At 72.3% G+C, this 25,717-nt stretch carries 18 protein-coding genes; 16 read left to right on the top strand and 2 right to left on the bottom strand.

Annotated features, from left to right (window positions below):
• Positions 1–16: 16 nt before the first annotated feature.
• Together CA12_RS19300 and CA12_RS19295 are read right to left on the bottom strand one after the other, a co-directional pair.
• Positions 17–727: a TIGR04282 family arsenosugar biosynthesis glycosyltransferase gene (locus CA12_RS19300; protein WP_145360770.1), complete on the bottom strand. Its 711-nt coding sequence runs from the start codon at positions 725–727 to the stop codon at positions 17–19.
• Positions 724–1,452: a glycosyl transferase family 2 gene (locus tag CA12_RS19295; RefSeq protein WP_145360769.1), complete on the bottom strand. Its 729-nt coding sequence runs from the start codon at positions 1,450–1,452 to the stop codon at positions 724–726. The genes CA12_RS19300 and CA12_RS19295 overlap by 4 nt, the downstream gene beginning before the upstream one ends.
• Before the next feature lie 189 nt (positions 1,453–1,641).
• Here CA12_RS19295 and CA12_RS19290 point away from each other — a divergent pair, with 189 nt between their 5' ends.
• From CA12_RS19290 to CA12_RS19215, 16 genes are all read left to right on the top strand, one after another.
• Positions 1,642–3,054 carry a polysaccharide biosynthesis/export family protein gene (locus CA12_RS19290; RefSeq protein ID WP_145360768.1) on the top strand — a complete coding sequence of 471 codons (1,413 nt, stop codon included), beginning with the start codon at positions 1,642–1,644 and terminating at the stop codon, positions 3,052–3,054.
• 305 nt (positions 3,055–3,359) lie between these two features.
• Positions 3,360–5,117, top strand: a complete 1,758-nt coding sequence (locus CA12_RS19285; RefSeq protein WP_145360767.1) for a GumC family protein — start codon at positions 3,360–3,362, stop codon at positions 5,115–5,117.
• 115 nt (positions 5,118–5,232) lie between these two features.
• Positions 5,233–6,387: a sugar transferase gene (locus CA12_RS23115; protein ID WP_315851322.1), complete on the top strand. Its 1,155-nt coding sequence runs from the start codon at positions 5,233–5,235 to the stop codon at positions 6,385–6,387.
• A gap of 48 nt (positions 6,388–6,435) precedes the next feature.
• Positions 6,436–7,503 (top strand): polysaccharide deacetylase family protein, encoded by a 1,068-nt coding sequence (locus CA12_RS19275; protein ID WP_145360766.1) that lies wholly within the window; start codon positions 6,436–6,438, stop codon positions 7,501–7,503.
• Positions 7,500–9,047, top strand: a complete 1,548-nt coding sequence (locus CA12_RS19270; RefSeq protein ID WP_145360765.1) for a lipopolysaccharide biosynthesis protein — start codon at positions 7,500–7,502, stop codon at positions 9,045–9,047. Before CA12_RS19275 ends, CA12_RS19270 begins: the two co-directional genes overlap by 4 nt.
• Positions 9,044–10,486 (top strand): O-antigen ligase family protein, encoded by a 1,443-nt coding sequence (locus CA12_RS19265; protein WP_145360763.1) that lies wholly within the window; start codon positions 9,044–9,046, stop codon positions 10,484–10,486. The genes CA12_RS19270 and CA12_RS19265 overlap by 4 nt, the downstream gene beginning before the upstream one ends.
• Positions 10,487–10,550: 64 nt before the next feature.
• Positions 10,551–12,122 (top strand): O-antigen ligase family protein, encoded by a 1,572-nt coding sequence (locus tag CA12_RS19260; protein ID WP_145360761.1) that lies wholly within the window; start codon positions 10,551–10,553, stop codon positions 12,120–12,122.
• Positions 12,123–12,278: 156 nt separating this feature from the next.
• On the top strand, positions 12,279–13,253 hold the full coding sequence (locus tag CA12_RS19255; protein WP_165700869.1) for a glycosyltransferase family 2 protein: 975 nt from the start codon (positions 12,279–12,281) through the stop codon (positions 13,251–13,253).
• Positions 13,254–13,426: 173 nt separating this feature from the next.
• On the top strand, positions 13,427–14,539 hold the full coding sequence (locus tag CA12_RS19250; RefSeq protein WP_145360757.1) for a GNAT family N-acetyltransferase: 1,113 nt from the start codon (positions 13,427–13,429) through the stop codon (positions 14,537–14,539).
• A 43-nt stretch (positions 14,540–14,582) separates the two neighbouring features.
• Positions 14,583–15,746: a GNAT family N-acetyltransferase gene (locus CA12_RS19245; protein WP_145360754.1), complete on the top strand. Its 1,164-nt coding sequence runs from the start codon at positions 14,583–14,585 to the stop codon at positions 15,744–15,746.
• A 58-nt stretch (positions 15,747–15,804) separates the two neighbouring features.
• Positions 15,805–17,097, top strand: coding sequence for a glycosyltransferase family 2 protein (locus CA12_RS19240; protein WP_145360752.1), 1,293 nt, complete (start codon positions 15,805–15,807; stop codon positions 17,095–17,097).
• The gene (locus CA12_RS19235) at positions 17,094–17,969 is read left to right on the top strand and encodes a WecB/TagA/CpsF family glycosyltransferase (RefSeq protein WP_145360750.1); all 876 of its coding nucleotides are present in this window, start codon (positions 17,094–17,096) and stop codon (positions 17,967–17,969) included. The genes CA12_RS19240 and CA12_RS19235 overlap by 4 nt, the downstream gene beginning before the upstream one ends.
• Before the next feature lie 73 nt (positions 17,970–18,042).
• Positions 18,043–19,098: an NAD-dependent epimerase/dehydratase family protein gene (locus CA12_RS19230; protein ID WP_145360748.1), complete on the top strand. Its 1,056-nt coding sequence runs from the start codon at positions 18,043–18,045 to the stop codon at positions 19,096–19,098.
• On the top strand, positions 19,076–20,233 hold the full coding sequence (locus CA12_RS19225) for an enolase C-terminal domain-like protein (protein ID WP_145360746.1): 1,158 nt from the start codon (positions 19,076–19,078) through the stop codon (positions 20,231–20,233). Before CA12_RS19230 ends, CA12_RS19225 begins: the two co-directional genes overlap by 23 nt.
• A gap of 111 nt (positions 20,234–20,344) precedes the next feature.
• Positions 20,345–22,240: a 3-keto-disaccharide hydrolase gene (locus tag CA12_RS19220; protein WP_145360744.1), complete on the top strand. Its 1,896-nt coding sequence runs from the start codon at positions 20,345–20,347 to the stop codon at positions 22,238–22,240.
• Positions 22,237–25,683, top strand: a complete 3,447-nt coding sequence (locus CA12_RS19215; protein ID WP_145360742.1) for a PAS domain S-box protein — start codon at positions 22,237–22,239, stop codon at positions 25,681–25,683. The genes CA12_RS19220 and CA12_RS19215 overlap by 4 nt, the downstream gene beginning before the upstream one ends.
• Positions 25,684–25,717 lie beyond the last annotated feature (34 nt).

Genomic DNA, 25,717 nt, shown 5'->3' with positions numbered 1-25,717 from the left:
AGCGAAGCGGGCGAGTCTACCGGCCCGCCTCCGCCGCCCGCGACTCGCCCCGCGGCAGGCTCGCGAGCAACTCCAGCTGCTCCGTGAGCGGTTCCGTCAGCGCCTTCAGCGCCGCCCGCAGCCGGCGCAGATCGGCGGCGGCGTCCACGTCAAAGGAGACCGGTTCCTCCGCCACGCCGCCCAGCGGGGCGAGGGCGGCGGCGGTTTGGACGGCGGTGACGGCGGCACTGTAGCTCACGGACAGAAACGCCGACCGCGGAATCGGCCGGCGGCCGCCCAGCAGCCAGTAGCCGCCGTCCGTGCAGCGGCCGAGACGGAAGTCCGCCGGCTCCCGGTCATCCAATAGCGCCGCCGCCGGACGCAGCAGGCGCTCCGGCGTGTGGTGCGGCGAATCGCAGCCGATCAGCAGCACGGCGGGGCGTTCCGCGATTAGCGACGAGTAGACCGTGTGCAGCCGTTCGCCCAGCCCGCCGGTCCCCTGCCCCACGGTCCGGCGGCCGGCCCAGAACGGGTCGTCGACGGCGTCCGGCTCCGCAACGGCCCAAATCACGTCGAGCAGCCCATGGGCCGCCGCGGCGTCCGCGACGGCGGCGGTGGCGGCGAGGCTGGCCCGGTAGAACGCCTCCGCCGTTTCCGTGCCCACGTCCGCGGCCAGCCGCGTCTTCGCCGGGGTGCGGCCGGGCGTTTTGGCGAAGACCACGAGGGCGGCTCGGTCGTGGTTCGTCATCGGCCCCGCACCCACGCCCACCACTGCGGGGCGGCCTGGCGGGCGGTCAGCCAGAGATGCGTCGCCGTCGTGCGGGCCCAGCCGCCGCGACGGTATTTGCGGGCGCTGGTGACGATCGCGGCCGGCAGTTCGATCAGCGGCGCCCCCACCCGCCGGGCGGCCCAGGCGAACAGGTGGCCCTCGCCGTACGGGGCCGCTTCGTCGAACCCGCCCAGTTCCTCCCACAGCGAGCGGGACACCATCAGTCCCTGATCGCCGAAGGGCATGCCGAACCGGCGGCTGCGAAGATTCGCGGCCCAGCCGTTGAGGCGCGTCAGCGGCGGGCCGTCCGTGTCGAAAGCGAGCCGCAGATAGCCGACCGCGCGGGTCAGCGTCCGGCCCTGTATCACAGCGGCCCGCAGGTCGGCGGCGGTGAGGCGGCTGTCGGCGTGCAGGAACCAGAGCGTTTCGCCGTCACACGCCCGGGCGGCGGCGTTCAGTTGCACGGCCCGGTTGGCCCGTGGGGCGGTCGCCCACTCCGCTTCCGCAGGCAGTTCTTCAGGGCGGGGCCCAGCCCCGCAGCAGATCACGCGGCCGCCGGCGGCCGACAGCGGGCGGAGGTCCGCCAGTAGCGCGACCCACGCCGCCTCGCCCGGGCCGATCGGGATGCAGACGCTCACACCGACGGCCCAGTCCGCCGCCTCGACGGGCGGGAACGCGGGGCGGCGGGCGGCGAGCGTCGACATCGGGCGGCATCGAAGGCGGAGGCCGGCCGCGTCGCAAGGGTCGGGGACGAAGCAGCGTCACGCCGGGCCAAGTGCCGTTCGCGGCCGAAGGGGGCCGGTTCAAGCGGTTCGGCCGGTTCGCCCGAAACTGACGACGGGACCCGCTGCCGGTCGGCGTTCCCGCCCCGCGCTCAATTCGACGGACTCCCGATGACTGCCCGCTCCGCACTCCGCACCGGCCGCGGCCCCGCCCGCCTGGCGTTCGCGGGGGCGTGGGCGGCGGTTCTCACGGTGGCGCTCGCCGCGATCACGGGCTGTCAGGCGATGCACCCGCTGGACGGCGTGCCCGCGGAACGCCTGGCGGACAGCTTCCGCACCCCCGTTCGCACCCCGCGACGGCCGATCGACCCGTCGCTGCTCGGCCAGCCGCGGCCGTCGGTATACCGGCTGGACACCGGCGACGTCCTCGGGGTATTCGCCCCCGCCCTGTACGGCGACGGCGGGTTGGGCAGCCCGCCGGTGGTGGTCGCGGAAACGACGCTGAACCTCATCCCGGGACAGGGCTTCCCGCATCAGGTCGGCCGCGACGGCGCCGTGCACCTGCCGTTCCTCGGCCCGGTGCTGGTGCGGGGTTTGACCCTTGAAGAAGCCCGCGGCCGGATCGTCGACCTCATTCGGACCCAGTTCGAGATCGACCGCTCCAAGGAGGACCCAATCGTCCTGCTGAGCGTGCTCAAGGAGCGGACGATCTCCGTGGTGGTGTTCCGCAACGAAACCGGGCCGGACGGAGCGGTGGACAACAACGTCGCCGGTCAGGGCGGGGAGCGGTTCGATTCGCCGACCGGCGAGGTGGTCGAGCTGCCGGCCTATCAGAACGACGTGCTGCACGCCCTCGCGGCGACCGGCGGCACGCCGAGCCTCGAGGGGGACGTCTGCGTGACCGTCGCCCGGGCCGGCGGCCTGCGGCTGACCGGCTGCGGCCCCGGCGGCTGCCAGCCGGCGGGAAACTTCGGCGGGGCGGCGGATGAAATGGCCTTCGGGCCGATCGGCGGGCACAGCGTCGGCCCGGCGCTGGCGCCGACGCTCGCCGGGGCGCCGACGGTGGACGGCCCGCAGGTCGTCAAAATTCCCATGCAACTGCTCCCCGGGCAGCCGCCGGGCTTCTGTCACTCCGACGTCATCCTCAAGGACGGCGACGCGGTCTACGTGGACAGCCGGACGAAGGACGTCTTCTACACCGGCGGTCTGCTGGGGCCGGGCAGCTTCCGCCTGCCGCGCGACGAGGACATCGACGTGCTCGAAGCCCTCGCCGTGGTGCAGGGCCAGCGGCAGAGCGTCGGCACCACGCGTGCGCTCACCGGCAACAGCGTGCTCTCGCGGGACGTCACCGCCGGCGCCAGCAGTCTGATCATCCTGCGGGAACGCCCGGACGGCACCCGGCTGCGGATCGAGGTGGACCTGCGGGACGCGGTGGTCGATCCCCGTCAGCGGATCCTCATCCGGCCGCAGGACTACCTGATCCTCCAGTACCGCAAGGGCGAGGCGTTCGTCGCCGGCTTCGAGCGGTTCTTCATCGAGGGCATCGTGCAGGGCGTCTCGACCGGGATCTTCTTCAATAACTGACGACGGTCCCCCGCGACGAGGAATCGCCGCCCCGGTCGCTCCTGCCCCCCGGCAGCGGCGGCCGGGGCGGCGGGCGTCGACGGTCAGGCTTCGACGGCCAGAGGAAACCCGCGACGGCCCGCGGGGGTCGGGCGACCGGCGTAACCGGCAACGTTTCCGAAACGGAACGAGCTCTCGCAACCCCCCGCGTTTCGGTGTGAGCTAGGTTGCTGCGTCGGCTCTCGCGCGCCGGGCCATGACGGCCCGCGGCGCGGATCGTTCCGGGTCGACTCCGCTCCGTCGGTTTGCCCCAAGACCGCTCCGCCATGCACGCGTCGCCCCGCTCCCCGCACGATCCGACTTCCCCCGGCGCGCCGGGCCTCTCCTCACACGGGACGCCGCCGGTCGCTCCGCACGAACAACCGCAGGCGTTGCGGCTGGTCGCCGACGTGCTCGGCGCCGTCCGGGCCCACTGGCGGGTCGCCGTCCTGTTCTTCGTGGTCGCCAACGCCGCGGTGCTGGCCGGCATCATGCTCTGCCCGCGGAGCTACGTCTCCGAGGCGAAGTTCCGCGTGAACCCGGGTCGGGAGACGAGCAGCCTCGACCCGACCGCGACCGCCGGCTCCAGCCAGATCAGCCTGTCGCAGACGAACCGCGAGCAGGACCTGAACACCGCCGTGGACGTGCTGAACAGTCGGGCGGTGCTGGCGTATGCGGTGGAGCGGATCGGCCCGGAGCCGATCCTGCAGGGCTACGTTCCGGCCGAGGGCGAAGTCGCCGACGACGGCGGCGGAGCGCTGGACCCGGAGGCCGCCGGCGTCGACCCCGGCCCGCTGGCCGCGCTGGGCCTGTCCGACCCGGTCAGCCGGTTCGAGAAAGCCGTGGAGGCCCTCGGCCAGATGACGGAGGTCGTCTCCAACAAGAAGTCGGACGTGATCAGCGTCTCCGTCGAGGCGGAGAAGCCGGGGCTCGCCCAGCGGATCTGTGCGGAGATCGTCGCCGGCTTCAGGCAGAAATATACCGACGCCAGCGAGATCGAAGGCTCCAGTGCCTTCTTCGCGGAGAAGGCGAACGAAGCCAAAGCGGACCTCGACCGCACCGCGTCGTTGCTCGCCGAGGAACTGAACGCCCTGGGCATCTCGACCGTCGACGGGCGCCGCCAGCAACTTCAGGAGGAACTCAGCCGTCTCAGCGGCGAGGAGATGGACCGCCGCAAAGCGTTGGAGGGCACCCTCGCCGAGGCGGCGGGCTACGAGCGGGTCCTGGCTGAGACGCCGCAGACGATCGACGCCGGGCAGACGTCGAATCAGGCGACCGGCGCCCCGGACGCACTGCGGAAGGAGATCGCGGACCTGGCCGCCCGCCGCGAAAAGATCGTGCGGGAAACCAGCGCCAAGGCGCCCGGCGCCGTGCGGTTGGAGCGCGAGATCGCTGCCGCCGAACAACTGCTGGCCGGCCTCTCCGCCGAGAGCGACCAAACGACCACCGCCGCCAATCCGGTCTGGCAGGAACTGACGAAGTCCCGGCTGACGGCCCAGGCGAAGGCGGAGGGCCTGCGGGCCGAACTGGCGGCGATTCGCTCCCAGTGGGACGCCGCCCGCAGCGCCGTCGCCGAGCTGAACAAACGGGAGAGTCGCATCCTCGCCCTCCAGACGGAGCGGGACGAATCCGCCAAGAGTCTCGCCAAGTACGTGCAGAACCGGGAGCTGACGAAGGTCGCCGACGAAATGGGCGCCCAGCGCATCTCCAGCGTGAACGTGTTCCAAGAGCCCAGTTTCAACGCCAAGCCGGTCGCCCCGAAAAAGCGGTTGATCGCCCTGGCCGGGCTGGCCTTCGCCGGCTTCGGGGCGCTGGGCCTCTGCCTGGCGTTGGAATACCGCCGCCTGTTCTTCCCGAACGAGGAGGACGCCCTCGCCCCCGCTGCGGCTTACGGCGGCAACGGTTGGGCGGATGCGGCCGAGAACGGCGCCCCTGCGGCACCCGCGGTCGGCTACGGCAACGGACGGCCGGCGCCCGCTTATGCCGCCCCGTCGGGGTTCGAACCGTCCGCCCCGCCGTCGCTGACGGCCGATCGTCCCCGCTGAGGGGTCCCCGGCTTCGTTCCTCCTCGTTCCACACGCCGACCACCGACTGTCCCGCTCGGCACGGCAGCCGAGCGTCCCCCCTTCACCGCCCGCTTCGCCCAGCGGAACCCCTGCCATGAAGCTGCCGTCCCTGTTGCGTCGCCCCGCCCCCCCGACCCACGGCCTGCCGGGGCCGGAGGCGTTCGGGCAGAGCCTGCGGGTCGAACTGATGCGGGCCGACCGCGGTCGCAGTCGGTTCTGCCTCGCCGTGTTCGACCTCGACGCCTGGACCGCCGCGGGCGAGGAGCGGGCGGAGGATTTCGCCGCCTACCTGACTGAACGACTGCGGGCCACGGACTACGCCGGCCTGTTGGGTGCCGAACGGTTAGGGGTGATCCTGTGGGACACCGACGAAGCCGGCGCCGCCCGGTTCGTCGACAAGGTGCGGCGCGGCTGGGTGGCGACCCGCAGTCCGGAGGCGGTGATCTACGCCTACCCCAGCGACCGGCCGATCGGCGAGCCGCCCACCCCGGCCCGGAAAAGCTCCGCCCTGCCGCAAGGCTTCGCCGAGGCGCCGCCCGCGGCCCCGGTGGGGGACGCCGACGCGGCCGACTCCGCATCGGATCGAGACGAGAACGACGACGACCCGCCGCCGGTGCCCGTGTTGCCGTTGGAGGAGGTGCTGCTCTGTCCGCTGCCGCCGTGGAAGCGGGCGGTGGACGTGGTCGGGGCGGCGGTCGGGCTGGCGGCTCTGTCCCCCCTGCTGCTCGCCACGGCCGCAGCGGTGAAGCTGACGAGCCCCGGCCCGGCGCTGTTCCGGCAGACCCGCGACGGACTGGGCGGGCGGAAATTTCTGATCAACAAGTTCCGCACGATGGTCCCGGACGCCGAGGCCCTCAAGGACGGCCTGCGGGCCCGCAGCGAGCAGGACGGCCCGGCGTTCAAGATGGAGCACGACCCCCGCATCACCCCGCTGGGCCGCTGGCTGCGGAAGACCTGCATCGACGAGTTGCCGCAGCTCTGGAACGTGCTGGTGGGCGATATGTCGCTGGTCGGGCCGCGTCCGCTGGATAGCAAGGAGATGGCCCACACCGGTTGGTGGGAGCGGCGGCGGTTGCTCGTGACGCCGGGGCTGACCTGCATCTGGCAGGTGGACGGCAAGAGCAAGGTCACCTTCAAGGAGTGGATGCGGATGGATATCCGCTACATGCACCGCCGGACCTTCGCCGGGGATCTCGGCCTGATTTTCCGGACGGCCTGCAACATCGCGATGCACCGCGGCTCGCACTGACGCAGGGTTGCCCGTTCCCGCCTGCCTTCGCCCCCGCCCGAGTTCGTCATGGCCGCTGTCGCCTCGCTGGACGATCTGCCGCCCGACTTCATGCCCGACGTGCCGAACGCCGGCCGCTCGACGCCCGCCGCTGGCGTTCCGATGGACCTGACGACGCTGCGGTTTCCGCTCGACAGCCCGACTCCCCCGAGGACCGAGGCGCTGCGGAGCTGGCTGACGCCGCGGCTGGCCCTGCCGCTCCGCCCGCTGGCCCACCGAACTGACGCCGGGACCGCCGCCGGGACCGGGGCGTTGATGTACCACCGCTTCAGCGACCCGGTTCCCGGCCTGCCGCGGCCGACCTGGAACGTGCCCCCGTCCCGGTTGCACGCCCAACTGTCCGGCGTACTGGCCCTCGGCTATCGGGCGGTGCGTTTAGAAGAGGCGCTGGACCGCCTCGCGGCCGGCGAGCCGACCGAACCGAAGACCTTCGTGGTGACGATCGACGACGGCTACCTGAACAACCTCACCCGCGGCCTGCCGATCTTCGAGTCGCTGCGGGTGCCGGTCACGCTGTTCGTGGCGACGGGCTATCTGGGCAGTTCCTCCCCGTACCCGTTCGACGACTGGGCCGGCAAGGGCTGCCCGACCGCCCCCCGCGAGAGCTGGGCGCCGATGAGCCGGGACGACCTCAGCCGCTTCGCCGACAGCGCCTACGTCTCCCTCGGCGCCCACACGCACACGCACCAAGACTTCCGCGGCCGGCCGGAGCTGTTCGCCGCGGACGTCACCGAATGCTGCCGCGTGCTGCGGCACGGTTACGGCGTGGAGCGGCCGCCGCTGGCCTTCCCCTACGGCACCCGGGAGCGGGGCTTCAGCGGGGGCGAACTGAAGGCCGCCGCCGAGCGAACCCCGGTCCGCTGCGGTCTGACGACCGCTGACGAATCGATCCGCGTCGGCGCGGACCCGTTCGATCTCGGCCGGTTCACCGCGACTGCGAGCGATACCGCCGCGACCCTCGCCGCCAAGTTGGACGGCCGTTTCGGAGCGCTGAAGCGCCTGCTCGGCCGTGACGGCGCCCCGGCCCCCGCGGTTGCCGCGGTCAAACCCACACCGGATGCCGGGGGCCGCTCGTGAGCGCACTGGCCCCCCCCGCCCCGGGTCGTTCCGACTCGCCGGCGTTCGCCGATTCCGCAGACTCCGACGCCGACATGGAGGCGTTTCTGCCGAGCGACGATCCGTACGCACTGAGCGACGTTCCGCGTCTCGCCGCCCCCTCAGAGGCGCGCGGTGCGGCGGTCGAACCGGCCGTCTGCTCCGCGGACGAACCCGCCGGCTGCGTTCTCTCTCCGCCGAAGGCGGAACGGGAGGATTGGCTGGTCGCACTCTGCGCCCGCTTCGTCGGACGGGAACGCGCCCGGGCGGCGCTGTCGATCGGCGATCAGGCGATCGTCAGCGGGACGAACTTCGTCACCTCCGTCCTGATCGGCCGGGCCGCGGGCCGGGAGGCGTTGGGCGTCTATCTGCTGGCGCTCTGCCTGATCCAGTTCGTCCGGGGCGTGCAGGAACAGACGGTTTACGGGCCGTACCTCATCTTCTGCCACAAGCGGAAGGGCACGCGGCTGGCCCGCTACGCCGGCAGCGTGCTGGTCCATGAGGGGCTCTGGCTGCTGGTCACGGCGCTGGGGCTGGCGGGGCTGGCGGTCTATCTGAACCTCGGCGGGGAGCCGTCGGGGCTGCGGGAATCGAGTTGGATCCTGATTGCCGCGGCGCCGCTGATCCTGTTCCGGGAATTCGCCCGGCACATCGCCTTCGGTCACTTCCGCAGCGGCACCGCCGTGGCGCTCGACGTGGGCGTGGCCGTGCTGCAGATCGCGGGTCTGGGGGCGTTGTATTGGTGGGGGACGCTCGACGTGCCCAGCGCGTTCGGGGTCATGGGCGCCGCCTGCCTGCTGGTCTGCTGGCCGTGGTGCCTGCGGTTCGTCCGCGGCGTGCGGGTGCGGGCGCGGGCCGTGGCGACGGACTGGCGCCGCAACTGGACGTTCGGGCGTTGGGCGCTCGCCACCCACCTGCTCCACGGGGCGAGCCACTACCTCATGCCTTGGGTCGTGGCGCTCGTGGACGGCGAGGCGGCCACGGGCATCTTCGCCGCCGGCTCCACCTTGGTGGGGATCGCGAATATGTTCGTGCTCGGGCTGGCCCACTACGTCTGTCCGAAGGCCGCGGAGCGCTTTCACGAGGACGGCGTGCCCGGCCTCCGCCGGGTGCTGCGGGCCGCCACGCTGATCTTCTCCGCGACGCTGGGGCCGTTCGTGCTAATCTGCTGGGCCTTCGGCGACGAACTCTCCTCCCTCGTCTTCACCGACGCCTTCGCCGGCGCCGGGATGGTGCTGACGGTGTTGGCCGTGAACATGTGGGCGAACGCCCTCTCCATGACCGCCGGCAACGGGTTGTGGGCGGTGGAGCGGCCGGACGCGAACTTCAGCGCCGACGTGCTGAGTCTGGTGATCGTGGGCCTCTGCACCGCGGCGCTGATCGGCGCCTACGGCGTGATCGGGGCGGCGGTCGCCATGGCGATCGGCGGGTGGGTGGACGTGTTCGCCCGCTACTTCGCCCTGCGAAAGGTGCTGAAGGGCCTCGACCACGGCGCCACGACCGCCGGCCCGGACGCCGCCGCGTGAACGACGCGTCGTCCCCGCCCCCCGCCTCCCTCGGCCGGTTCGCTCCGCCGCTGGTCGCGGCAACGCTCGCGCTCTGCTTCGCGGGGGCGACCCACCTGTGGGGCACCTCGCTGCGGCCGGACTACGCCCCGGACGCCCAAGAACTGGCCCGGAGCCTCGAAAGCGGCGATCTGCTCCGTCGGCTGGGGTTCCTCACGCTCGCCGGGTGCGGGGTCGTGGGGCTCGCCGTCGGCCGGGCGGGCGAGTGGCGAATCCCGCTGCTGTCGCGCGGCGCCGGCTTCACCGGGGCGCTGCTGGCCGGGATGTTCGGCTGGTGGGCGGCGAGCACGCTCTGGAGCGACGACCCCGCCCTCACGGCCCGGCGCATTCTGGTCCTGGGGCTCTATCTGCTGGGCGTGCTCGGGGCGGCGCGGGCGTTGACCGGCCGGCAACTGGCCGTCGCCGGGGTGGGGGCGGTTTCGTTGCACCTCATCGCGGGCGTCGCGGCCGAGATCGGCCTCCGCACGTTCACGCCGTGGCGGGACGAATATCGCTTCAGCGGGACGATTCATCCCAACATCCAGGCCCTGCAACTCGCCGCCGGGCTGTGCGGCTGCGTGGTGCTGTCGGGCCTGTTCGCGAAACGCACTCCCGGGGAGCGGACGAACGCCTGGTGGCTGCTGTGGGGCGCCGTGCTGCTGGGGTTCCTGGTGCTGACGAAAAGCCGCACCGCGACCGCCGGGGCCGTGCTGGCGATCTCGCTGACCGGGCTGACGGCGGCGAGCCCGGCGACGAAATTGCTGAGCCTCGCCGGCGGCGTCGCCGGCGGGGCCGGCCTGCTGATCGCTATCTTACTGGCCGGGTCGGACCCGACCGGAGAACTCCGCGACGCCGCCCTGATGGGCCGCACCGACCAGCAGAGCAGCCTGTCCGGCCGTCTGCCGATCTGGGAGGCGATCCTCCCCCACATCGCCGAGCGGCCCTGGCTGGGGCACGGGTACGGAGCGTTCTGGAACTTGCAGCGGGTGGACGCGATCAGCGACGAGGTCGGCTGGGCCCTGTCCGCGAGCCACTCGGGCTGGATCGAATCGGCCGCGGAGGTCGGGCTGATCGGCGCCGGGCTGATGGCCGCCCTGCTGCTGTGCGGCGCGGGGCGAGCGGCGGGGGCGATTCTGGATCCCCGCCGGGCGGGCGATCCGCTGCCGGTCTTCGCCGTCTCGCTCACCCTGTTGCTGATCGCCAACGCGTTCACGGAGGCGCTGATTCACGACGTCCGCCTCGTGCCGTTCCTGCTGTGGGCGTGCCTGGCGAAGTTGACCGTCCTCCGCGATCGCCCCCCGTGGCCGGGGCTGCACGCCGCCGGCCGCCCGGCTGTAGCGGCGGGCGGCCGGGAAACGGCTTGGAATCAGGGCGCCGGGCCGGAACCGGCCGACTCCCAGGTCCGTGCGACGCACGGTTGAGCGAGCGCGACGGCCCCCGTGGGTTCCGCGTCGGCTCCCGTGTCCCCCGCCCGCTTTGTTCCGCATGCACGCCGCCCCCCCGTCCCTCGCCGGTCCGCCTGCGGCCGCGGACTGGCACGCCCCGGTCCGCCCCGCGGCGGGCGGCGTGCTGCGGCGCGGGCGGCTGCCGAGCGGCAAACGGCTGTTCCTCGCCGCGGCGTTTCTGGTCGGCATACCCTTCTATTTCGCCGGGCAGTCCTGGAACACCAGCGCCGCCGCGGCGTTCACCGAGACCGCGGAGGAGATGGAGGCCCGGGCCTCCGGCGGGAACGCCCTGCGGCAGATCGCCTTCCTGACGCTGGGCGGCTGCGGGGTGTGGTGCCTGGCGCGTGATCGCCGTCACCAGGCCCGGCCGCGCCCGGCGTGGTGGTCGCCGCGGATGCCGGGCGGGCGGCTGGCCGGTCTGCTGCGGGAGTGGGCCGGCGTCGCCCGGCGGGCGCACCCGGTCGCCTGGACGCTGGCGTTGTACATCGCCTGGTGCTTCGCCAGCGTGCTCTGGAGCCACGAACCCGGCCAGACCGTGCGGAAGCTGGTGGTGCTCGGCTGCTGGACCGCGGGGAGCCTCGGCGTGGCCCGGGCGCTGGAGCCGCGGCGGATCATCTGGCTGGGCGTGCTGTTGCCGGCCCTCTACCTGCTGATCGGCGTGCTGGCGGAACTGTCGCTGGGCACCTTTCGCCCCTGGGCCGGGGACTACCGCTTTGCCGGGACGATGCACCCGAACTCCCAGGGCCTGACGCTGGCCAGCATGATCGCCGGGGCGTTCGTCCTCTGGCAGTCCGAACGTCGGGAGGCGGCTCAAACCGGGGCGAACAACGGCTCCCGCCGCCTGCGGTGGGGCTGGCGGCTGCCGGCGCTGATCGCAGCGGGGGCTCTGTTCACGCTGCTCACGAAGAGCCGGACCAGCGCCGCGGGGCTCGTGCTCTGCCTCGGGCTGCTGACGGCGATCGCCGTGCCGCCGCGGTGGCGATTGGCGGCGACGGTGAGCGGCGGAACGTTCGGCGGCCTGTTCCTGCTGGTCGCCCTCTCCCTCGGCTCGGACCCGCTGGGCGGCGCCCTCGATGCGGCGACGCTGGGGCGGAAAGAACAGATCTCCTCGCTGACCGGCCGTCACGAAATCTGGGAGGAGATCGGTCGGTTCACGGATCGCCGCCCGCTGGCCGGGTTCGGCTACGACACCTTCTGGACGCCGGAGCACGTGGCGATCGTCAGCGAAAATTGCGGCTGGGGGCTGCGGGAGGCCCACAGCGCCTACCGCGACGTGCTGCTGAGCGTCGGCCTGATCGGGTTGTGGCTGCTGGTCCCCGCCCTGGTGTGGGGCTGGTTCGCCGCGGCCCGCCGCTACGCGGCGGGAGAGCGCCGGGCGGAAGGACGGCCCGGGGCGCCGGGCGTCGGCACGGGCGACCCGCTGGCGGGCTACGTGGCCGGGCTGCTGGCGGTCGGGCTCCTGAACGCCTTCACCGAATCGGCAATGAGCATGGTGCTGTTCACGCCGTTCCTGATCTGCTGCGGGCTGGCCAAGCTGTACGTGTTCCCGCAGGAAACGGTCTCCCCCTTCGCCGGCGGCCGCGACGCGTCCCCACCGGCCCCGGCTCCGTGACCTACGCTCCTGACGACGGAGCGTCGGGCTCCTTTCAGTCACAGTTCTTCGACCGACATGATCGCACTTCGCCCGCCCCTGGACCCCGGCCCCGGCGTGTCGCACGGACGGACCGGCCGGTCCGTTCCGCCGGCGCCCGCGTTGAGGGAACGTCCCGTGGCTGATCGTCAGCGCGTCGAATCGGTTATCGAACGGGGCGGCGTCGGGGCGCCTTCGGTGACGGTCGTCGTCTGCACACGCAATCGGGCGGAGGGGCTGCGGCGGGCGCTGGAGAGCCTGACGAAGCTCGACGTCGCCGGCCTGCGGGTCGACGTGCTCGTGGTCGACAACGGCAGCACGGATCACACCGCCGGGGTGGTGGAGGAGGTCGCGGCGACCTCGTCGATCCCCGTGGCCCGCGTGTTCGAACCGACCCCCGGCGTGGCGAACGCTCGGCAGCGGGGGGTGACGGAGACCCGCGGCGACTGGATCGCCTTCTTCGACGACGACCAACTCGCCGAGCCGGATTGGCTGCACAATCTTTTCGCCCTCGCCGCGGCGAAGGACGCGAAGTTCGTCGGCGGCCGGGTCGTGCTGAGCCTGCCGGAGGGGCACGCCGGCCGAGACCTCGCCCCGTTCACCCGGATGCTGCTGGGGGCGAGCGTCGGCATGCCGGCGGCCTGTCGCTACGACATGAAGACGACGCCCGGTGCCGGGAACATGCTGGTCCACCGCGAGGTGTTCGAGCGGGTGGGACCGTTCGATCCGGCCCTCCATCGCGGTGAAGACACCGATTTCTATATGCGGGCCGTCGATGCGGGCTTCGCCGCCTGGTACACGCCGGACGCCGTCGTGCACCACTGCATCCCGGCGGACCGGATGAACGACGCCTACCTCTATCGGCTGTGCGACGTCATCGGCAACGGCACCGCGGAGCGGGACTTCGATCGCTTCGGCCGCATGAAACTGTCGGCGGTCTGGATCGCCCGCCTGGGACAGACGGCGCTGAGCCTGTTTCCTCTCTGGGCCTGGGCGAAGCTGACCGAAGACGCAGAGGGGAAACGCGGCCGGCGCTGCCGCTTGCGGGTGGCGCGACGGTACCTCCGCGACACGGCCCGCTTCGTCGTTGGGTTGCCGGTCGAGACCGTTTGACGGGCGCCGCTCGCCCGTGCCGGTCGCGGCGGACAGGGCGAAAAGGCCGGATCGGGATGGCGAAAAGGCCCCATGCGGCCGCGGCGTGACCTAGGTTTGAGCATTCCGCCTCTCGCATCGCTCCCGCGCCCGTGATCGACGTCGTGCCCGCCACCGGCCCCGCTCCGACCGAGATGCATTCCGCTTTGGCCGCCGGGCCGGTCGTCGTCCGCCGGGTCGCCGAACTGAATCCGGCGGAAGCCGCCGCGTGGGACGCCGCCGTCGACGCCGCGGCCGTGCCCACCCCCTATCTCTCCCGTCAGTTCGCCGAACTGGTGGACCGCTGCCGTGGCGGCGTCCGCGTGGCGCTGCTCCACCGCCCCGGCGACCGGCCCGGCATCGACGCCCCGACGGGTTTCTTCCCCTTTCAGACGGACGGCCGCGGCATCGGCCGGCCGGTCGGCGGCGGGATGAACGACTTTCACGGGTTGCTGGCGCCGGACGATCTGCCGGTCGACCTGCCCGCCCTGATGGCGGCCTGCGATCTGCGGGTCTGGAACTTCGACCACCTCCTCCCCCACCCGTCGCTCGCCGACTGCGTCGAGCGGTGGGATCGCAGTCCGTACTTGGATCTGTCGGGCGGCTACGAGACCTACTACCAGGCCCGGCGGGCCGCGGGCTCGCGGAAGGTGAAGCAGATCGCCCGGCTGGATCGGAAGTTTGACCGGGAGTGCGGCCCGATCACCTTTGAGCCGCACGTGACGGACGTCGCCGTGCTGGACGAGTTGATTCGCTGGAAGCGGGCGCAATACGCGGCGACGGGGGTGTTCGACATGTTCACGCTCGGCTGGCCGCGGGGGCTGCTGATCGAACTGCTGACGGCGAACTCGCCGCGGCTGACGGGGCGGTTCTCCGTGCTGTACCGCGACGGGGAGCCGGTCGCGGGAGACCTCGGCATGCGGTGCGGGGCCGTGCTGCACAGTTGGTACTGCGCCTACGACGACGCCCACGCCGCCTACGGACCCGGGCACATCTGCACGCTGCGCACCGCGGAGGCCGCGGAGGCGGACGGCGTGACCCGCCTGGAACTGGGCAAGGGGCCGGAGGAGTACAAGCAGAGCCTCGCCAGCGACGCGGTCGCGGTCGGCGAGGGGGCGATCGACGTCCGCACCCTCGCCCCGCTGGCTCGCACGTGGCGTCGGGCGTACCGCGGGGCGAAGGAGACCGTCGCGAACGGCCCCGCCGCCGAGCCGCTCCGCCGGGCGGTCCGCCGCGTGAAACGCCTCGCCGCGGCGGGCGGGTTCTGAACGGTTCGCGTTCTAACCCTCGTTCCCTCCACCGCTCCCCCCGATGCCCGCCCCGTCCCGACCGCCGCAGTTCCTGCCGCCGCATTCCGGCAGATGGCAGGTCGTGCGGCCGACGGAGCTGACGGAGGAAGACATTGCCGCGTGGGTCCGGTTACACCGCGCGCGGCCGGAGTTGGCGAGCCCCTATTTTCACCCGACCTTCACCCGGCTGGTCGCCGCGGCCCGGGCGGCTCATGCGCGGGACGACGTGCGGGTGGGGGTGCAGCGGGACGAGGCGACCGGGGAGCCCACGGCAATCTTTCCTTTCCAACCCGGCCGCTGGGGTCGGGCGACGCCGCCGGGCGGACGGCTGTGCGACTTTCACGGCCTGATCGCCGCGGCCGGTCATTCGCTCACTGCCGTCGACCTGCTGCGGGGCTGCGGGCTGCAGTCCTACGCCTTCCACATGCTGCCGCCGGGCCAACCCGCGTTCACCCCCGCGGGCGACGGGACCGAGGCCGGTTGGGAGCGGGCCGGCGTGCGGATCAATCTTGCGGACGGGTTCGACGCGTACCTCGCCCGGCGGGAAGAGGCAGGCTCGAAGCGGCATCGCAAAATTGCCCAGTTCCGACGTCGGATGGAACGGGAACGCGGCGAAGTCTCCTTCACCTGGCACGACCTAGACCCGGAGGCGTGGGAGCGCCTGCTCCGCTGGAAGCGGGCTCAATACGCCGCGACGGGCTTCTGCGACGTGCTCGCCGCCTCGTGGGTGCGCAATCTGCTGGCCCGCTGCCGGGACGCGGGGACCGCGGACGAATCGGACTTCGGCGGCGTGTTCTGCACCCTGCGGGCCGGCGGGGAAGTGGTCGCCGCCCATCTGCTGCTTCGCAGCGGACCGCGGCTGCACGCTTGGTTTCCTGCCTACGACCCGGCCGCCCGCGGGCTGAGCCCAGGAAACGTCTTGATGCTGGAACTGTTGCGTCATGCGGCGGACTGCGGCGTCGCGGGGGTCGATCTCGGCGCCGGGGACGAGCCGTATAAGTCCGATTTCGCAACCGATCGATTCGCCCTGCTCCGCGGGGCAGTGGAGACGCCGGGTGCCGCGACGCACGCCGTCGCCGCGGCCCGCAGGGTTCGAGACGCCCTGAAGGCGCACCCCGCCGGCGCCCCCGCCCGCCTCGCCGCCGCCTGGGTGCGACCGCTGCGGGAACGCCTCTCGCTGCGTTAGCCGATCGTCTCGTCGCCGCTGCCCCTCCTTCGTTCGCTTCCCCCCACCGCCCGCTCCCGTGCTTGATCTGCCGCTCCGCATTCTGGCGCTGGGCCTGTTGCTGCTCTGGGCGGCGCCGGCGGGGGCGTTCGTCGTGCAGGTCCTCGCCGCCCTGCTGCCGGTGAGGAAGAGGCCGGAACCGTCGACCGTCGCCCGCCCCGGCGGCGTCGTGCTGGTGCCGGCCCACAACGAGGGCTCGCTTGTCGAGGGGCATGTGGCGGCCCTGCTCCCGCAACTCGGGCCGCACGATCGATTGGTCCTCGTTGCGGATAACTGCTCCGACGACACGGCCGCCGCCGCCCGCCGCGGGGCGACGGGAGCCGACGGGACCGTTCATCCCCGGTTCACCCTGCTGGAACGCAACGATCCCGACCGCCGCGGTAAGGGCTACGCACTGGACTTCGCCCTTGACCGGCTGGCGGCGGCGGACGCCGACGGCCGGTTGCCCGCGGCAGTGTTCGTGCTGGACGCGGACTGCCGAGTCTCCCCCGGCGGGGTGAACCGGCTGTTGGGCGCCTGCACAGCGACCGGCCGGCCGGTGCAGGCCCGGACTTTGTGCGGCGTCGATCCGCAGACCGACGCCGACGCCGCGGGCCTGATGGCGGTCTCCGAACTGGGGATGCTGTTCAAGAACTTCGTGCGGCCACGGGGCGCCGCCCGGCTGGGGCTGCCCTGCCAGTTGATGGGCACCGGCATGACGCTGCCCGGGGCGTTTCTGGATTGGAAACGGGCCGAAGCGGCGTCCCGCGGCGGCGGCGTGTTCGGCGGAGACCTCGCCGAGGACATGCAGATGGGGGTGGAAGCCACGCTCGCCGGCCTGCCGCCGCTGTTTCTGGCGGACGTGCACGTCGACAGCCCGCTGCCGACCAGTCTTCGCGGCTTCGACGGACAGCGCACCCGTTGGGAACAGGGTCACCTGCAAACCCTGACCCGCGGCGTGCCCCGTCTGCTGAAGTCCGGCGTGCTGCGGGACGATTTGCGGGCGCTGGGCCTGGCCGCGGACCTCGCGGTGCCGCCGTTCAGCCTGCTGGTCGTGGGCTGGTTCGCCGTCGCCGCGGTGTTGGCGTTCGTTACCTGGTGGACGGGCTTCGTGGCCGCCCTCGCGGTGCACGCGGCCGGCGGGGCGGCGGTCGCCGCGGCGGTGCTCATCGGCTGGGCAGTCTTCGGCCGGGAGCGGGTGCCGCTGTCGGCGTTGGCCTCCGCGCCGAAGTTCGTGCTCCGCAAGCTGCCGATCTACAGCCGTTTCCTCAGCAATCGGATCGAGACCGAATGGGTCCGCACCGAGCGCGCCGCAGAAAGCGTGACCCGATGAGCGCCCTCGCCGCCCCCCCCGCCCCGGCGCCGCTGGCGCGTCCCGCTTCGCTTCCGGTGCCGGCCCAGTCGCGTCGCGGGGACGTCGCCCCCGTCTCGCTGTTCGGGTTGAAGCTCGATCCGGTCACGTTGGAGGGGGCCGTCGATCGGCTGCACGGCTGGATCGACGACTGGCGCTCCGCCGGCCGCCCGGCCGGAGCGGCGAAGGTGGTGGTCACGCCGAACGTCGATCACCTCGTCAAATTGCACCGCACGGCCGACCCGGCGACGACGGCGGCCTACCGGGCGGCGGACCTGACTCTGGCGGACGGCACGCCGGTCGTCGCCGCCTCCCGCTGGTTCGGTAGGCCGGTGCCCGAACGGGTGCCGGGGTCGGACCTCGTGCCCTCCCTGCTGGCCTCCGCAGCCACGGAGCGTCCGCTGACCGTCTTCCTGCTGGGCGCCGGTCCCGGTGTGGCGGACGTCGCCGCCGCCAACGTCGCCCGGGACACGCCGCACGCCCGGGTCGTGGGCACGCACTGTCCGCCGCTGGGATTCGAGCACGATCCGGCGGCGAACGACCGCATTCTCGCCCTGCTGGACGCGGCGCAGCCGGACGTGCTGGTCGTCGGCCTGGGCTTCCCGAAACAGGAGAAATGGGTGCACGCCCACCGCGATCGCCTGTGCTGCGGCACGGCGCTGTGCGTGGGGGCGACGATCGACTTCCTCGCCGGCAACGTCCGCCGGGCTCCGCGCTGGCTGGGCCGGGTCGGGCTGGAGTGGGTCTTCCGGCTCGGGTTGGAGCCGCGACGTCTCGCGGGGCGGTACGCGAACGACCTGATCCAGTTCCCCCGCGTGCTTTGGCGGCAATGGCGAACGGGCGGGGGGGCGTGAGCCCCCCCCCACGCCGCCGGGAACCTCCGCTCCACGGGGGACTGACGTCCCCCCGCTCGCCTACACTCCGCCCGTGACTGAGATCCCCCCCCTCCCGCCGGACGCCCGCGTGCTGTTGACGGGCGGCACGGGGCTGGTCGGCAGTCATGTCGCCGAACGCCTGCGGGCGGACGGCGTGGCTGTCCGAGCGCTCTGCCGCACTCCGGCCGAGGCCGGGTTCCTGGCGGACCTCGGCTGCGAGGTGACGGCGGGGGACCTGTCGGACGCCGCCTCCCTGACGGCCGTCGCCAAGGGCGTCACCCACGCCGTGCACTGCGCCGCGAAGGTGGGCGACTGGGGGCCGGTCGAGGAATACCGGGCCGTGAACGTCGGCGGCACGCGGGCGCTGCTGGACGCCCTCGCCGCGGAATGGGGGCCGCAGCCCGACCCATCCGCCCGGCGGCTGGTGCACGTCTCCTCGCTGGGCGTGTACGAAACGCGGGACCACCACGGCACGGACGAATCCGAGCCGGTCAGTCTGAAGGGCATCGACGGCTACACCCTCACCAAGGCGGAGAGCGAACTGCTGGTCCTCGACGGCCCGGCCGGCGTGCCGCTGGTCCCGGCGACGGCGGTGCGGCCGGGATTCGTCTACGGTGTGCGGGACCGCACCGTCTTGCCGAAGCTGCTCGCCAAGCTGAAAAGCGGCGGGTTCGCGTTCCTCGGCGACGGGGAGCAGCTGCTCAACAACGTCGCCGCGGCGAACGTGGCGGACGCCGTCGTGGCCGCCCTCACCGCCCCGAACGCGGTCGGCCGGGCGTACAACCTGACCGACGGCCGCCTCGTCACCCGGCGGGAGTTCGTCCGGGTCATCTGCGAAGCCGCCGACCTGCCCGTGCCCACCCGCAGCGTGCCGCTGCCGGTCGCCAGAGGCCTCGCGGCCACGCTGGAGGGCGCCTTCCGGCTGATGGGCAAGAAGCACGCCCCCCTGCTGTCGTCGGCCCGGATTAAGTTCCTCGGGCTGAACCTCGACTTCAATATCGACCGGGCCAAGGACGACCTGAACTACAGCGGCGAGGCCCTGTTCCACGAGGTGATGCCGGACGCCGTCGCTTGGACGCAGCGGCATGCCGCCGGCGAGCGGACCTGACGGCGTGCCGCGGCTGGCCCGGCTGACGTTCTACCACGTGCGCGTGCCGCTGCGGCGGACGGTGTCGCACGCCTCGCACACGCGGACGGAGAACGACGCGCTGTTCGTGCAGGCGGAGACGGACGACGGCCGCGTCGGCTGGGGCGAAGGCCTGCCGCGGGAATACGTCACTGGCGAGACCATCGACAGTTGCTTCGCCCAGCTCCTCCGAATCGCAGCCCCCCCGCCGCTGCTGGACGACGCGGCGGTCGTTCGCTGGCTGCACGGCCCCTTTCTCCCGGCGCCCAGCGACCGGTCGGGCGACGGCAACACGGTCCGCTGCGCCGTGGAGACCGCCGTGCTGGCGGCGTTCGCGGTCGATCCAGTCCCGCACCTGACGCGGCCGGCCGGCTCGAGGAGCGCGGGCGCCGGCCGGGTGCAGTACGGCGTCGTGCTCACCACCGGCAAGGCGTGGAAGCGGCGGGCGGCGGCGCTGGCCTATCGCTTGTGGGGCTTCCGCGACGCGAAGCTGAAGCTGGGCGTCGGCGACGACGAGGTCGCCGCCCGGCAGGCCCGGCACTGGTTCGGTCCGAAGATCGCGCTGCGGGCCGACGCCAACGAGGCGTGGGAGCCGGCCGAAGTCGCCGCGAAGTGCGACATGTTGGCCCGGTTGGGCTTCGAGAGCGTCGAACAACCCGTCCCCCGTGGCCGGGAGCACGAACTGCCGCGGGGCCTGGCGCTGCCGGTCGTCTGGGACGAATCCGTCCTCTGTCCCGCGGACGCCAAGCGGCTGCACGCCCTCGACCCGACCTGCCGGTTCAACCTGCGGCTCAGCAAGAACGGCGGGTTGCTGCGCCTGTGGGATGTCTTCGTCTGGGCAGCGAACCGCGGAATCCCCTGCCAACTCGGCTGCATGGTGGGCGAAGCGGGCCTGCTGAGCGCCGCCGGCCGGACCGCGGCGGGCCTCGCGGAGTGGACCCGGTTAGAAGGCGGATACGGCCGCCATCTGGTCGCCGAGCAGTTCACGCAGGAGGACTGGACGTTCGGCCGGGGCGGCTGGGCCGACCTGCCGCCCGGCGGGCTCTACCCGGCGACGAAGGTCCGCGGCGACGCGATCCAGACTGCGGCCGTTCTTAGCGAATCGCGGACGTTCTGAGGGGCCGCCTGTGAGGGGCTTGCGGGCGGACGGAGCGGTCGGCTCCCGGCCGGATTGTGCCGGAGGCGGCGGTCGGAAAGAATCGGGGGTCCGTTCGTTCGTGAGATCGCCATGCCGTTCCGCCCCGTCTCCCTGTTCGCCTGCCTGTTGCTGGTCGGGCCCCTCGCGCTTGCGTCGGCCGCCGCCGACGATGCGACCCCTCCCAAGCCGACCGAGTCCGAGCCCACCGCCGTCTTCAACGGCGAGAACTTCGACGGTTGGTTCTTCGCCCCGCACTACGACCCGCGCAAGCTCGCCGCGATGGCGCCGGCGGAGCGGGCGGAGTTTCTGAAGACCCACGCCGCTGCCGGCCTCGAGCACTGGCGGATCGAACCGGGCGAGGGCGGCGCGGAGATCGTCAACGACGGCCAGGGCCCCTACCTGTGGACGGACCGCGACTACACGGACTTCGAGCTGTCGATCGATTGGAAGATCACCGCGGGAACCGACAGCGGCATCTATCTGCGCGGCTGCCCGCAGGTGCAGATCTGGGACCCGGACGACGCCGATCCGAACGGAAACGGTCACAAGTTCGGCTCCGGCGGCCTGTGGAACAACCCGAAGACCGGCCCGAACAACCGCGGCAAAGACCCGTCGGAGCGGGCCGACAAGCCGATGGGCGAGTGGAATACATTCGTGATCCGCGTCGTCGGCTCCACGGTGACGGTGCACCTGAACGGCAAACTGATCGTCAACGAGGCGACGCTGGAGAACTACTGGGACCGTTCCCAGCCGCTGTTCCCCGCCGGACCGATCATCCTGCAGACCCACGGCGGCGAGACCCGCTGGCGGAACGTGACCGTGCGGGAAATCCCCCGTGGCATGTCCGAGAGCGGATTCCTGCTGCCGGACGGCGGCGCCGCCGGCGAGGGCTGGGACGAGGCGGCCGGCAATACGGCGACCGTCGGGGCGGACGTCCACGCGGCCTTCGGCCCCGTGACCGGCCAGCAGACCGCGTCCGTGACCGTGGGGACCCGCGTCGGCACGCCGGGCCCGGCGGTCAGCTTTGAGTTCGCCGCGGACGGCACCGTCGCGGCGAAGAACCCGCTCGCGGAAGTCGCCCGCCTCGGCTCCGGCGGCGGAGCGGGCGCGGACGGCGGGCCGGTTCCGTGCATGCTCGTGGATCGGGACGCCGCCGCGGCGGCTTACGATCCCGCGGCGGTCAACCGCGTGTACGTGCGGACGGCCGACGGCAGCGTGATCGCCTACCTCAACGGCACGCCGATCCTCGTCGCCGTCGACGCCCCGGCGGCGCGGAAGGAGCCGATTCCGTTCGCGGTCAACGGGGCCGAGGCGAAAGTCCTCTTCGTCCGGGCCGGCGACGAACGCCAGCCGCCGCCGGGCGACGAGGCCGACTTCACCGCGATCCCGTTGGAACCCGGCCTGCCCGGCTGGGAAGGCGATCTGGACGGCTATCCGGTCGAGGACGGCGTGATGACCTGCCGCGGCGGGGGGAACGTCTACCTGAAGGAGGAACTGTCGGACTTCACCGTCCGGTTCGAATTCCGCCTGCCCGAGGGCGGCAACAACGGCGTCGGCCTGCGGTTCGTCAAAGGCGAGAACGCCGCCTACAGCGGGATGGAATCGCAGATTCTCGACAACGCGGCGGACCGCTACCGCACCATCGCCCCGTATCAGGCTCACGGGTCGATCTACGGCGTGATCCCGGCGCTGCGGGGCTACCTCGCCCCGGTCGGGCATTGGAACCGCGAGGAGATTTCGCTGAAGGGCGACCGCGTGACGGTCAAGCTCAACGGCAAAACGCTGGTGGATGCGGACATCCGCGAAGCCTCCGCGGGCGGCGCCGTCGACGGCCAAAAGCACCCCGGGTTGCTGCGGGACTCCGGGGCGTTCGGCTTCCTCGGGCACGGGGCGCCGGTCGCCTGGCGGAACCTCCGCCTGTCGGTTTCTCCCGCCGCCGCGGACGCGGCGGCGAAGGCTGAGGGCGCGGAAGAGCCTGCGAAGTGACCGAAGCGCTCCCGCAGACACCCGCGGCTCGGGAAACGGACGTCTCCCGCCGTCTGCGTCGGCTGTTCGAGACGGATCTCCTCGGGATCCTCTTTTTTCGGTACGACGGCGGCGTCACCGAGGCGAACGACGCCTTCCTGCAACTCGTCGGCCTCTCCCGGGCCGACCTGGAGCGGGGGGCCGTCGATTGGGCGGCGATGACCCCCCCGGAGTTCCTCGATCGGGACGCGGAGAAGGTGGCCGAACTCCGCGCCGCCGGAACCTGCGAGCCGTACGAGAAGGAATACGTCCGCGCCGACGGTTCCCGCGTGCCGGTGCTGGTGGGGGCGGCGGCGGTGGATGACGACGGCGGGATCGCGTTCATGCTGGACCTCACGGAGCAGCACGCCCTCCGCCGCGAACGCGACCGGTTGGCCGTGCAGAAGGATCTCGCGTTCGAGGCCGAGGCGGTCGGGACCTGCCGCGTCCATTTCGAGCGGGGGACGTTCGAACCCGACGACCGCGCCCTCGCCGTGCTGCGACTCGAGGGCCGACCGGGCGCCCGCCCCCTGACGGCATGGCTGGACGCCGTGCATGAGCACGATCGCCCGGGGGTTCAGGAGGCGTTGGCGAAGGTGCGCGACGGCGGCTGGTGCGAACGACAGTTCCGCCTCGCCCCCGAGGCGGGGACGAGGGAGCCGCAAACAGGGGAGGCGGAGGTCGGGGAGGCGGAGGTCGGGGAGGCGGAGGTCGGGGAGGATCCCGCGGGGCGCACGGTGCGGGCCGCCGGCCGGCCGACGTGGGACGGCGACGACCGCTCCGGCCCGCCGGACGGCCTGATCGCCACGGTGCGGGACGTGACGGAATCGGCCGCCGTCTCGCGGCGGTCTGTGCTGTTCTCCGAGTTGCTGGAGCAAACGGAGGACGTCGTCTGCGTCTTTACGGCAGCGGGCGTGGTGCAGTCGCTGAACCGGGCCGGCCGTCGGCTGCTGGGACGGTCTCGGCAGGAGGCGGAGGGCCGCCCGGTCGCGAGCCTCTACGGACCCGACGCATTCCAGCGGCTGCGTGAGGAGGGGCTGCCGGCCGCGGCGCGTGCGGGGCACTGGGCCGGCGACGTCGAACTGATGGGGGCGGACGGGCGTCCGGTCCCGATGCTGCACAGCCTGACGGCCCATCGGGACGTCCGGGGGGAGCTGACTCACTATTCGATGATCTGCCGCGACATCACCGACCGGGTGCGGGCGGAGCAGGTCGCCGCCGCCCGGCAGGAGTGCCTAGCTCGGTTGGCCGCCGGCGCCCCGATCGCCGAGGTCCTCATTTTGCTGGCCGAGGCGGCCGAGCGCCTTCTGCCCCAGGCCGGCCGCGTGTGCATCTTCCTGCGGGGGGGGGCTGAGGAGGGCAAGTTGCCGCCCAGTTCTCCCTGGGGGGGAGCGGCGCCGGGCGAACGATTGCGGTTGGCGGCGGCGCCGAGCGTGTCGGACGCGTTCCGACGCGAAACCGACGGCTGGCCGGCCGATGAAAGCGGCGGCGCCTGCGGGGCTGCCGCCCTTCACAACACCCGGGTGATCGTGGAGGACGTGCGCACCAACCCGCTCTGCCGCGACTTCCGCGGCTTCAATGACGCCCACGGCGTCGGTTCGGTCTGGACGACGAACGTCTCCGCTGCGGACGGCACGCTGCTGGGCACGTTCGCCGTCTATCATTCCATCCCCCGCCGCCCCACGCCCGCCGATCTCGGCGTCGTCGATCCGCTGGCGCACACCGCGGCGGTGGCGGTCGAACGCGCCGCCGCGGACGCCCTTGCCGCCCGCCTCAACGACGACCTCAGACGCAGCGAACGTCGCTTCCGGGGGACGTTCGAGAACGTCGGCGTGGGCGTGGCCCACGTCGGCCTCGACGGCACCTGGCTACGGGTGAACCGGCGGCTCTGCGAGATCGTCGACTATCCCGAAGAGGAACTGCGGACCCTGACGTTCCAGGATCTGACCCACCCGGACGACCTCGTCAACGATCTGGAGCTGTTTGGTCGCCTGCTGAGCGGCGAGATCCCGTCCTATTCGTTGCGGAAACGCTATCTCCGCAAGCCGGGGGGGGCGGTCTGGATCCAACTGACCGTGGCTTTGCAGCGCGACGCGGCGGGCGAGGCGGAGTACGCGATCTCCGTGGTGGAGGACATCTCGGAGAAGGTGCGGGCCGAAGAGGCGCTGCAGGAAATGAACGCGACCCTCGAACTGCAGGTGGCCTCTCGGACCAACCGCATCCGGCGGCAGAAGTCGAAGTTGGAACGGCTCGCCCGGGGCCTGGCGGAAACGGAAACCCGGGAGCGGCGTCGTCTGGCCCATGCCGTCCACGACGATCTCCAGCAGATCATCGCCGCGGCGAAGATGTCGGCGTCCGGCCTGCTGGCCCGCGAACTGGCCGCCGCGGATCAGGCCGCCCCCGGCGACGGCTTGTCCGCCGGGAGCGGGGACAACCCCGCAGAGGACGCGCACGCGGTGCCCGGACCGGCGGCGATCACGGTCGATCTGTTGGATGAGGCGATGAACCGCGCCCGAGCGCTGACGCAGGAGTTGGTGCCGACGTTGTTGTACGACCGCGGTCTCGTGCCGGCGCTCGCGGCACTGTGTCGCCGGAGCGAGGAGCGCGGCCAGCAGCCGATCCGATTCGCCGCCGCCGGGGGGGACGAGCCGCCCCCGGCGAATCTGGTCGATCGAGCCGACCCCCGGGGACCGCTCCTGTTCCATGCGGCACGAGAACTGCTTTTCAACGCCGCCAAGCATGCTCCTCACCTGCCCGTCCGGCTGACGCTGGAGCGGGTGTGGGGGGGCGGACTGCAACTGGTCGTTTCGAATCCACTTCCCGCGGACGTGATGGCTGCGCAGCGACCGGAACGGTTCGATTCGCACCGTTCTGCGGACGAATGTTTCGGCCTATTCAGCCTTGCGGAGCAGGCTGGCCTTGCCGGGGGAGACTTGTCGATCTCGCGCGACGATGCTGCCTTCATAGCCACGATGACCCTCCCTGCTCCGCATCTCTCCCTCACGCCCCGCGCCATGCCCGATCCCGACGTCGCGCCCCCCTCGCCCGCTCCGGTCCGCGTGATGATCGTCGACGACCACCGGATCGTGCGCACCGCGCTGGCCGGGCTGCTGTCCAGCACGGAAGGCATCGTGGTGGTCGGCGAAGCCGCGGACGGTTGCGAAGCGCTCGAGCGCGTGGCGGAGTTGCTGCCCGATACTGTGGTGATGGACGTGACCATGCCCCGGATGGACGGGATCGAGGCGACCCGCCGCGTCCGCGATCTCATGCCGAACGTCCGCGTGATCGGGTTGTCGATGCACGACCGGGACGACATGGCTGAGGCGATGTGTCAGGCCGGCGCCGCCGCCTACGTGCCGAAGGGCGGCCCGCCGGAAGAACTGATTCGCGTGCTCCGCGGGGAAGACAGTCCTGATAACTGCTGAACGCCGCCGCGGAAGCCCGCGGCGGCGTACGCTT

Origin of the sequence: Alienimonas californiensis (assembly GCF_007743815.1) — a bacterium.
GTDB classification, from domain to species: Bacteria; Planctomycetota; Planctomycetia; order Planctomycetales; family Planctomycetaceae; genus Alienimonas; species Alienimonas californiensis.
Note: the sequence above shows the minus strand (reverse complement) of the source record. Positions and strands in the feature narration are given on the sequence as shown.